Annotated in this window: 4 protein-coding genes, 1 tRNA gene and 1 rRNA gene; 1 reads left to right on the forward strand and 5 read right to left on the reverse strand. The window is 68.9% G+C overall.

Going from position 1 to position 10667, the window contains the following annotated elements; translation table 11 throughout:
• Nucleotides 1–7: 7 nt before the first annotated feature.
• Nucleotides 8–688: a response regulator gene (locus NW895_RS21535; protein WP_289937386.1), complete on the reverse strand. Its 681-nt coding sequence runs from the start codon at nt 686–688 to the stop codon at nt 8–10.
• A gap of 310 nt (nt 689–998) precedes the next feature.
• Nucleotides 999–6464 (reverse strand): HAMP domain-containing protein, encoded by a 5466-nt coding sequence (locus tag NW895_RS21540; RefSeq protein WP_289937387.1) that lies wholly within the window; start codon nt 6462–6464, stop codon nt 999–1001.
• Between the two features lie 390 nt (nt 6465–6854).
• Between NW895_RS21540 and NW895_RS21545 the strand changes: the two genes are divergently transcribed.
• Nucleotides 6855–9605, forward strand: coding sequence for a SpoIIE family protein phosphatase (locus NW895_RS21545; protein ID WP_289937388.1), 2751 nt, complete (start codon nt 6855–6857; stop codon nt 9603–9605).
• Nucleotides 9606–9648: 43 nt separating this feature from the next.
• On the opposite strand, the gene NW895_RS21550 is transcribed toward NW895_RS21545, so the two are convergent.
• The 3 genes from NW895_RS21550 to rrf form a co-directional block, all read right to left on the reverse strand.
• Nucleotides 9649–9724 (reverse strand) — tRNA-Thr (locus NW895_RS21550).
• 75 nt (nt 9725–9799) lie between these two features.
• Nucleotides 9800–10462 carry a DegT/DnrJ/EryC1/StrS family aminotransferase gene (locus NW895_RS21555; protein WP_289937405.1) on the reverse strand — a complete coding sequence of 221 codons (663 nt, stop codon included), beginning with the start codon at nt 10460–10462 and terminating at the stop codon, nt 9800–9802.
• Between the two features lie 115 nt (nt 10463–10577).
• Nucleotides 10578–10667 (reverse strand): 5S ribosomal RNA (rrf, locus tag NW895_RS21560); the annotation flags it as partial.

Raw genomic sequence — 10667 nt, forward strand, 5'->3', positions numbered from 1 at the left:
CCCGCGGTCAGTTCTGGGACGGCACCGAAGCCGACCCGCCGGTTCCCGGTTCCAGCGCGTCCAGCGCCCGCCGCAGGCCCGTGAGCTTGCGCTCCAGATGGGCCGCCGTGGCCACCGCCGCCGCGTCCGTCGACTCGTCGTTGAGCTGCTTGGAGAGCGCCTCGGCCTGCTCCTCGACCGCCGCCAGCCGCGCCGAGAGCTCGGCGAGCAGCCCCGCGGACTCCTTCGCCTCGCCGCCCGCGGCCTTGCCACCGCCCTCCAACTGGAGCCGCAGCAGCGCCGCCTGCTCCCTCAGCTGGCAGTTCTTCATGTACAGCTCGACGAAGACGGAGACCTTCGCGCGCAGCACCCACGGGTCGAACGGCTTGGAGATGTAGTCCACCGCGCCCGCCGCATACCCACGGAAGGTGTGATGCGGGCCGTGGTTGATCGCGGTGAGGAAGATGATCGGGATGTCCCGGGTCCGTTCCCGCCGCTTGATGTGTGCCGCGGTCTCGAAGCCGTCCATGCCCGGCATCTGGACATCCAGCAGAATGACCGCGAAGTCGTCCGTGAGCAGTGCTTTGAGCGCTTCCTCCCCGGACGATGCCCGCACCAGCGTCTGATCGAGCGCAGAGAGGATCGCCTCCAGCGCCAGCAGATTCTCCGGCCGGTCATCGACCAGGAGGATCTTGGCCTTCTGCACCATGGCCCGCCCTCCTCGCCCCGGCTTGGGGCCTCCCCGGTCCGCAGGACTTGGGGAAGCACCGGCGGGTGCCGCCCCAGGGGCCGACGACTCCCTTGCGCCGCCCGTCCTTGTGCCGGTCATCGTAGCCGCACCCCGCCTGTCGCCACACCCTGTCACCGTGATGTCACTGTGCACGTAGCAGAAACGCAGCGGGAGACCAGAAGGTTCCCCGAATCCCGTACTTCTACACGACTTCGGGCACACCGAGTCAGCGACTCCGTGTGCACACCGAAGCTCCCCACGGCGTCCGCACGACCTCTGAACGTTCCCCTCACTCCCCTCGCATCCACTGCCCCATCACCGCCAGCAGATGATCGGGGTCGACCGGCTTCGTCACATAGTCGGAGGCGCCCGACTCGATCGCCTTCTCCCGGTCGCCCTTCATCGCCTTGGCGGTCAGTGCGATGATCGGAAGTCCGGCGAACTGCGGCATCCTGCGGATCGCCGTGGTCGTGGCGTACCCGTCCATCTCGGGCATCATGATGTCCATCAGGACGACCGCCACGTCGTCGTGCTGCTCCAGCACCTCGATGCCCTCACGGCCGTTCTCGGCGTACAGCACGGACAGACCGTGCTGCTCCAGAACGCTGGTGAGGGCGAAGACGTTGCGGATGTCGTCGTCGACGATCAGCACCTTGTGGCCGCCGAACAGAAGGCCACGGTGCGGTTGCGGCGCCGCCTCCTGCTCGGGCGCCGACCACTGCTCCTGCTGCGCGGGACGCTGCTCGATCTCCGGGACGTGCCTGCGGCGGCGCCTGAAGAGCGCGGCGGGGCCGTTCTGCGTCTCCTGATACGACTTCACCTCGGCCGGCGTCTCGACCTCCACGTCGGACAGCTCGGACGCCGACGCCACCAGCTCGCCGGCCTCCAGGGCGGGCATGGGCTGCTGGTAGCCCTGCGGCGGCAGTTCGGTCGGGTAGAGCGGGAGGTAGAGCGTGAACGTCGAGCCACGCCCCGGCTCGCTCTGCGCGTGGATCTCACCGCCCAGCAGCTGCGCGATCTCCCGCGAGATGGACAGCCCGAGGCCGGTGCCGCCGTACTTGCGGCTGGTGGTGCCGTCGGCCTGCTTGAACGCCTCGAAGATGACCCGCATCTTGCTGGCCGCGATGCCGATGCCGGTGTCGGTCACGGAGAACGCGATCAGATCCCCGTCCGGATCGGTCATCGAACCGGCCTCCAGCAGCTGCTCCCGGATCTGCTGCGGCACGTCGTCACGCGCGGGCCGGATGACCAGCTCGACCGAGCCGGAGTCGGTGAACTTCACCGCGTTGGACAGCAGGTTGCGCAGCACCTGCAGCAGCCGCTGCTCGTCGGTGTGCAGCGTGGCGGGCAACTCCGGCGACACCCGTACGGACAGGTCGAGGCCCTTCTCCGCGGTCAGCGGCCGGAACGTGGCCTCCACATAGTCGACGAGCTGGACGAGCGCGATCCGCGTCGGGGAGACGTCCATCTTGCCCGCCTCGACCTTCGACAGGTCGAGGATGTCGTTGATGAGCTGCAACAGGTCGGAGCCGGCACCATGGATGGTCTCGGCGAACTCCACCTGCTTCGGAGACAGGTTCCCCTCCGCGTTGTCGGCGAGCAACTTGGCCAGGATCAGCAGCGAGTTCAGCGGCGTACGCAGCTCGTGCGACATGTTGGCGAGGAACTCGCTCTTGTAGCGCATCGAGACCGCGAGCTGCTCGGCGCGCTCCTCCAGGACCTGCCGCGCCTCCTCGATCTCGGTGTTCTTCACCTCGATGTCGCGGTTCTGCTGGGCCAGCAGCTCGGCCTTCTCCTCCAGTTCGGCGTTGGACGCCTGAAGCGCCTTCTGCCGCTGCTCCAACTCGGCCGACCGCTCCCTCAGTTGCTCGGTCAGCTCCTGCGACTGCTTCAGCAGCTGCTCCGTCTTGGTGTTGACCGAGATGGTGTTGACGCTCGTCGCGATCATCTCGGCGATCTGGTTGAGGAAGTCCTTCTGGATCTGCGTGAACGGCGTGAAGGACGCCAGCTCGATGACGCCGAGCACCTGCCCCTCGAACAGCACCGGCAGGACGATCACCTGGGCGGGCGGTGCCTCGCCGAGCCCCGAGGAGATCTTCAGATAGCCGCTCGGCGCGTTCTCGACGAGGATCGTGCGCTTCTCCTCGGCGGCCGTCCCGACCAGCGCCTCACCCGGCCGGAACGAGGTCGGCATGGAGCCCATCGAGTAGCCGTACGAGCCGAGCATCCGCAGCTCGTACTCGTCGTCGTTGGTGGCGCCCAGGTCCTTGTCGTCCACCGTCGGCATCGCGACGAAGAACGCGCCGTGCTGTGCGGAGACCACCGGGGTCAGCTCGCTCATGATCAGCGAAGCCACGTCCTCCAGGTCGCGGCGGCCCTGCATCAGCGCGGAGATACGGGCGAGGTTGCCCTTGAGCCAGTCCTGCTCCTTGTTGGCGATCGTGGTGTCGCGCAGGTTGGCGATCATCTTGTTGATGTAGTCCTGCAGTTCCTGGATCTCGCCGGAGGCGTCGACGTCGATCTTCAGGTTCAGGTCGCCGCGGGTCACGGCGGTCGCCACGCGCGCGATGGCACGAACCTGCCGGGTCAGGTTCCCGGCCATCTCGTTCACGGACTCGGTCAGGTCCCGCCAGGTGCCGTCGACGTCACGCACGCGTGCCTGGCCGCCGAGCTGGCCCTCCGTGCCCACCTCGCGGGCGACGCGGGTGACCTCCTCGGCGAAGGAGGACAGCTGATCCACCATCGTGTTGATGGTCGTCTTCAGCTCCAGGATCTCACCGCGCGCGTCGATGTCGATCTTCTTCGTCAGGTCACCCTTGGCGATGGCCGTGGTCACCATGGCGATGTTGCGCACCTGGCCGGTCAGGTTGGACGCCATCTGGTTCACGGACTCGGTGAGGTCCTTCCACGTACCGGCCACACCCGGTACGTGCGCCTGCCCGCCGAGGATGCCGTCCGTGCCCACCTCACGGGCCACCTTGGTGACCTGCTCGGCGAACGAACTCAGCGTCTTCACCATCGTGTTGATCGTGTCGGCGAGCTGCGCGACCTCACCGCGCGCCTCGATGGTGACCTGCCGCGTCAGGTCACCGTTGGCGACCGCCGCCGAGACCTGGGAGATGTTCCGCACCTGAGTGGTGAGGTTCTTGGCCATCAGGTTGACGTTGTCGCTCAGGTCCTTCCAGATGCCCGTGACACCCGGCACATGCGCCTGGCCGCCCAGGATGCCCTCGGTGCCCACCTCACGGGCCACCCGGGTCACCTGCTCGGCGAACGACGACAGCTGGTCGACCATCGTGTTGACGGTCGTGACGAGCTCAAGGATCTCGCCCTTGGCGTCGACAGTGATCTTCTTCGACAGATCGCCCCGGGCGACCGCGGTCGTGACCTCGGCGATGTTGCGCACCTGGATGGTCAGGTTGTTCGCCATGCCGTTCACGGACTGGGTGAGGTCCTTCCAGGTGCCGGAGACACCCTGCACCTCGGCCTGGCCGCCCAGGATGCCCTCCGTGCCCACCTCACGGGCCACACGCGTGACCTCCTGGGCGAACGACGACAGCTGGTCCACCATCGTGTTCAGCGTGTTCTTCAGCTCCAGGATCTCGCCGCGCGCGTCCACGGTGATCTTCTGGGAGAGGTCACCGCGGGCCACGGCGGTGGCGACCTGCGCGATGTTGCGCACCTGTGCGGTCAGGTTGCCCGCCATGCCGTTCACGGAGTCCGTCAGGTCACGCCACACACCGGCGACGCCGTCCACCCGGGCCTGACCGCCCAGCCGGCCCTCCGTACCCACCTCGCGGGCCACCCGGGTCACCTGGTCGGCGAAGGCGGAGAGCTGGTCGACCATCGTGTTGATGGTGTTCTTCAGCTCCAGGATCTCCCCGCGCGCGTCGACGTCGATCTTCTGGGAGAGGTCACCCCGGGCCACCGCCGTCGTCACCTGCGCGATGTTCCGCACCTGCGAGGTCAGGTTCCCGGCCATCGAGTTGACGGAGTCGGTGAGCTCCTTCCAGGTACCCGACACCCCGTCCACGCGGGCCTGGCCGCCGAGACGGCCCTCCGTGCCCACGTCCCGGGCCATCCGGGTCACCTGGTCGGCGAAGGACGACAGCTGGTCCACCATCGTGTTGACGGTGTTCTTCATCTTGAGCATCTCGCCGGAGACGTCGACCGTGACCTTCTGCGAGAGGTCGCCGTTGGCCACGGCCGTCGTCACCTGGGCGATGTTCCGCACCTGTCCGGTGAGGTTCCGGAACGCCGTGTTGACGGAGTCCGTCAGGTCCTTCCACGTCCCGGCCACACCCGGCACCTGCGCCTGACCGCCCAGCTCGCCCTCGACACCGATCTCCCGGGCCACACGAGTCACTTCGGCACCGAAGGCCGACAGCTGGTCCACCATCGTGTTGACGGTGTTCTTCAGCTCCAGCATCTCGCCGGCCACATCCACGGTGACCTTCTGCGACAGATCACCGTTCGCCACCGCCGTCGTCACCGCGGCGATGTCCCGCACCTGAGTGGTCAGGTTCCGGAAGACGGTGTTGACGGAGTCCGTCAGGTCCTTCCACGTCCCCGCCGCGCCCGGCACGTTCGCCTGGCCGCCCAGCCGTCCCTCGGCGCCGACCTCGTTGGCCACGCGCGTGACCTCGTCCGCGAAGATCCGCAGCGTCTCGGTCATCTGGTTGATGGTGTCGGCGAGCTGCGCGACCTCACCGCGCGCCGGCACGGTCACCTTCCGCGACAGGTCACCGTTGGCGACCGCCGTCGTCACCTCGGCGATCCCCCGCACCTGGGCGGTGAGGTTCCCGGCCATCGTGTTGACGGAGTCGGTGAGCTCCTTCCACACGCCGGCCACCCCCGGCACCTGGGCCTGCCCGCCCAGCGCACCCTCGGTGCCCACCTCGCGCGCGACCCGCGTCACCTCGGAGGAGAAGGCGGAGAGCTGGTCCACCATCGTGTTGACGGTGTTCTTCAGCTCCAGCATCTCACCGGCGACATGAACCGTGACCTTACGGGACAGATCGCCCTTGGCCACCGCCGTCGTCACCAGCGCGATGTCCCGCACCTGGGCCGTCAGCCGGTACGCCATCGTGTTGACGGAGTCCGTCAGGTCCTTCCATGAACCGGACATACCGCGCACCCGGGCCTGTCCGCCCAGCTTGCCCTCGGTGCCCACCTCACTGGCCACGCGCGTGACCTCGTCCGTGAACGTCGACAACTGGTCGACCAGGTTGTTCACGGTCCGCGCGACCTTCAGGAACTCACCCCGCAGCGGATGCCCCGCCCCGTCGGGCGCCTGCGTCCGCAGCTCCATACGCGGCGACAGGTCACCCTCCGCCACCGCGGACAGCACCCGGCTGACCTCGGAGACAGGCCGTACGAGGTCGTCCACGAGCGCGTTCGAGTTGTCGATCGCGGCAGCCCACGACCCCTCGCAGGCCCCGGTCTCCAGTCGCTCGGTGAGCTTTCCCTCACGCCCCACCATGCGGCGCACCCGCGCCAGCTCGCCCGTCAGATGCATATTGCGGTCGGCGACCTCATTGAAAACCGCCGCAATCTCGGACATCACGCCATCACCGGACACCGTGAGCCGCTTGCGGAAATTGCCGTCCCGCATCGACACCAGAGCCGCCATCAGCCGGTTCAGCGCGGCCGTGTCCACAGTAGTGGTCCCGTTGCGCGTTTTGCCCTGGTTACTCGGGGACTGTCCGCCCTTCGCGCGCGTCTTCGTGCCACGCGTCGCTGCGCCAGACTCCACTGTGTCCCTCCCGCAGGGGTCGACCGTTACTGCTGTGCTCGGGTACCGCCGCTCGGCGTACCGGTTACTGCCGCGATTTTCCTGTACTGCTGCGCGTTCCCGCCTGCATACCAGGCCGCTGCCAGGGCTGCTGCCCCTCATACGCACAAGACACTCAGCCTGCCTGGACCTTCACAAGAAGCTTGCCCAGTGTTTCACCCTGGCCGAACCAGGCCATAACAGTTCGGCAGCTTCGCACATCGTCCGCACACCCTCCGGGCGTAAACACTGCAGACCGGCATCCGCATGGACCGCGAAGGTAAGTAACCTTGCATGCGGCTGTCCAGCCGCGCCGGTCCGTCCGGCCTGGGCGGTGGCACGAGAACGAGCGGGCATCGGAGGGGCGGCCGCATGACCACCGGACTGATCCCTGGGGGACACCCCCCGGACCCCCGGCCGACGGGTGACCTGCCGCAGCAGCGGCTGGATCCGGTCGGCCACGCAGCCCCGCACGTCGAGAAAGGGTCGAGGACTTCTGTGATCACCGCGCGCGCGGCCGCCAGCTTCGAGCCCGTCGGGCGATCGGTCGCGAGCGCCCGCTCCTTCGTCCGTGACACCCTCCAGGGCTGGGGCTTCGCCGACATCGTCGACGACGCCGTCGTTCTCACCAGCGAACTGGTGACCAACGCCGTGGTGCACGCCGGCACCTCCGCGGACGTCGTATGCCTGCGCAGCGACGACGGCGTACGGATCGAGGTGGCCGACCGCTACCCGGAGCGCGAGATCCCCCTCCAGGCCTCGGCCGTCAACATGGGCAGCCCCGACCGCGAGGGCGGCCGTGGCCTCCAGCTGTGCGCGGCCCTGGCCGGCCACTGGGGCGTCGAGTACACGCCCACGCACAAGAACGTCTGGTTCCAGCTCGACCTCCCGGAACGCCCGGTCGGCACCCGCACCGCCGGCCCGTCCCTCCCCGCCGACCTCCTGCCCCTCGCCGACGGCCGGGTCCGCGTCGCCGTCGTCCAGATCGACCGCACCGGCGCCATCACCGCCTGGAACGAGGACGCCGAGGAACTCTTCGGCTACGCCGCCGAGCAGGTCACCGGCAAGCCCCTGACCGACCTCGCGGCCTGGCCGCACACCCCGGGCACCAGCACCGGCATCGCGGAGGCACTCCGACTCTCCCGCTGGGAGGGCAGTTACGGCATCCGCGGCGCGAACGGCCGCGTCACCCCCGTGTACGCCTCCCATCTCCGCGTCCGCGACACGGGCGGCGAGCCCTCCACGGTCTGTCTTCTCGTACGCAACCACGAACGGGCCGTCCTGCAGACCCCGTTGCGCGTCCCGGCCTCCGACACGGCCTCCGCCGAGGGCCAGAGCACCGACCCCTTCGAGGTGTTCATCGGCTCCCCCGCCCCGGACGACCTCGACGGCCTCCTGCAGCGCACCGTCGAACGCGCCCGCGACATGCTCGACGGCGACGCCGCCTTCCTCCTTCTCGCGACCGACGACGAGACGGAGTTGGAGGTCCGCGCGTCCACGGGCCTGCCCTCGGCCCGCCAGCGCTTCGCCCGCGTCCCCGTCGAAGCGGGCCCCGGCCGCTACGGCTCGGCCCGCATGCCCGCCGTCCATGACGACCTCACGGCCGTCCCCGGCGCCGTTCCCCTGCTCAACAGCACCGGCATGCGCTCGGTCGTCACGGTCCCCCTCAAGGTCGAGGGCCGCCTCACCGGCTCCCTCGGCGTCGCCGCCGAGGCCCCCGGCAGATACTCAAACGAGGAGGCGCTGCGCCTGCAGTTCGCCGCCGACCGCATCGCGCTCGCCGTGGAGTCGGCCCGCCTGGGCGAGCTGGAGCGCCTGCGCCGCGGCTCGCTGAGCTTCCTCGTCGAGGCCTCCGACCTCCTGGCCGGCACCCTGGACCGCGACCAGACGCTGGCTCTCATGGCCCAGATGACGGTCCCGACGCTGGCCACCTGGTGCGCGGTCTACACGATCGCCGACCAGGCCTCGGAACCGTATCTGTCGTACGTCCTCCATGAGGACGAGGAGCTCATCGACGGCATCAAGTCCCTGCTGTCGAAGATCTCCCCGCCCGACCCGGTCCCGACACCGGGCGCCCGCGTCTGGACGGCCCCCGCAGAGGTGGCCCACAAGGCGGCCCTGCGCAGCTCGATGCGCAGTCTGGGCCTGAGCGGCGGCCCGACCCACCAGGTCACGCCGGGCATCGGCCCGACCCTCGCCACGGCCTCCGCCGTCGGCGGCGAGACGGTCGTCCTGCCCCTGGTCGCCCGCAACCGCGTCATCGGCATGCTGACGCTCGGCAAGCCCACCGACGAACACTTCCGCCAGGAGATCCTGGAACTGGCCGAGGACCTGTCCCGCAGGGCCGCCCTGGCCCTGGACAACGCCCGCCTGTACTCGGAGCGCACGGCCATCAGCCAGTCCCTCCAGCGCAGCCTCCTCCCCCCGGAACTCCCCACGATCGAGGGTGTCGAGGTCGAGGTCATCTACCGCGCGGCCGGCGAGGGCAACGAGGTCGGCGGCGACTTCTACGACGTCTTCCCCATCCGCGACGGCGCCTACGGTTTCGCCATCGGCGACGTCTGCGGTACGGGCCCGAACGCGGCGGCGGTCACGGGCCTCGCCCGGCACGCGCTCCGTCTGCTCGCCCGGGAGGGCCTGAGCGGCCCGGCGGTCCTGGAGCGCCTGAACTCGGCGATCCTCGACGAGGGCGCCCGCAGCCGCTTCCTCACCCTCCTGTACGGCGAGCTGCGCCCGCAGGAGGACGGCAGCGCGGAACTGAAGGTGGTCTGCGCCGGCCACCCCCTGCCGCTCCGGCTCCGCCAGGACGGCACGGTCGAACCGGCCGCCGAACCCCAGCCGCTCCTCGGCGTCATCGACGACCTGGAGCTGTACGAGCAGACGGTCACCCTCGACCCGGGCGACGTCCTCCTCTGCGTCACGGACGGCGTGACGGAACGCCGCGAGGGCAGCCGCATGCTGGGCGACGACGGCCTCGCCGATGTCCTCACCACCTGCACGGGCCTCACCGCCGGCGCGGTCGCCGCCCGCATCATGCGCGCGGTGGAACGCTTCGCGTCGGACGCCCCGTCCGACGACATGGCGATCCTGGCCATGCGGGTGCCGGGCCTCCACAAGGACTAGGACATGCGAAAGGCCCCACCCGGAAGGGTGGGGCCTTTTCTGCTGGAGCCCCCAAACGGAATCGAACCGTTGACCTTCTCCTTACCATGGAGACGCTCTGCCGACTGAGCTATAGGGGCCTGTTGCTTTTCCGAGGTCTCCCCCGCGGCAACGGAATAGATCATACCCCGAACAGACCCGTGCTCCCAACCACGTCAGAAGGCGGGCTGCAAAAGCCCTCCGAGCGCGTTGCACGCGGACACGATCCGCTGCATGTCCCGCTTGGTCAGGGAGGCGTGCACGGGCAGCGCGAGCGTCTCGGCGGCGGCCTGCTCGGTCTCCGGAAGGGAGACACACCGCCGGAACGCGGGCAACCGATGCACAGGCGTCTTGACCGGCACCCGGCACTCAACGCCCCTGGCCTGCACGGCACGGGCAAAAGCGTCCCGGTCCGGCCGCCCGTTCCCCGGCACCCGCACCACATACTGCTGATAGGTGTGCCCGTCACCCCCATCAGGCGTCCGCACACCCCTCAACTTGGCGTCGAGATAGGCAGCCCGCTGCCTCCGTTGCGCGATCTCGTCATACGGCGCCTCGGACTCCCCCTGCTCCAGCACGAGCAGCCCATGCCGCTGCCCGGCCTCCCGCAACCGCCCGATGTCAGCGACGCGTCCGAAGCGGTGTACGGCAACGACGGCCGCCGTCCGCGGAGTTACGGCCGCTTCCACAGCGAACGCGTCCAGGCAGTACGTCACGGGATCTATGTCGGCGAACACCGGCAGCGCGCCGGCCAGGGTCACGGCCTCGGCGACTTCCACGTTCCCGAAGGCCGGGACGATGACCTCGTCACCGACTCCGACACCGGCGGCCCTGAGCATTGCAGCAGTACCCATGTCGGGGATGGTGGTTGCGCAACGTGAACTTCAAGTGACATGCAACAAAAAAGGGTTGGACCCTGAACCGAAGTTCAGGGTCCAACCCTTTTGAAGAATTGTTCGGCGGCGTCCTACTCTCCCACAGGGTCCCCCCTGCAGTACCATCGGCGCTGTAAGGCTTAGCTTCCGGGTTCGGAATGTAACCGGG

Origin of the sequence: Streptomyces sp. S.PNR 29 (genome assembly GCF_030386795.1) — a bacterium.
GTDB lineage: Bacteria > Actinomycetota > Actinomycetes > Streptomycetales > Streptomycetaceae > Streptomyces.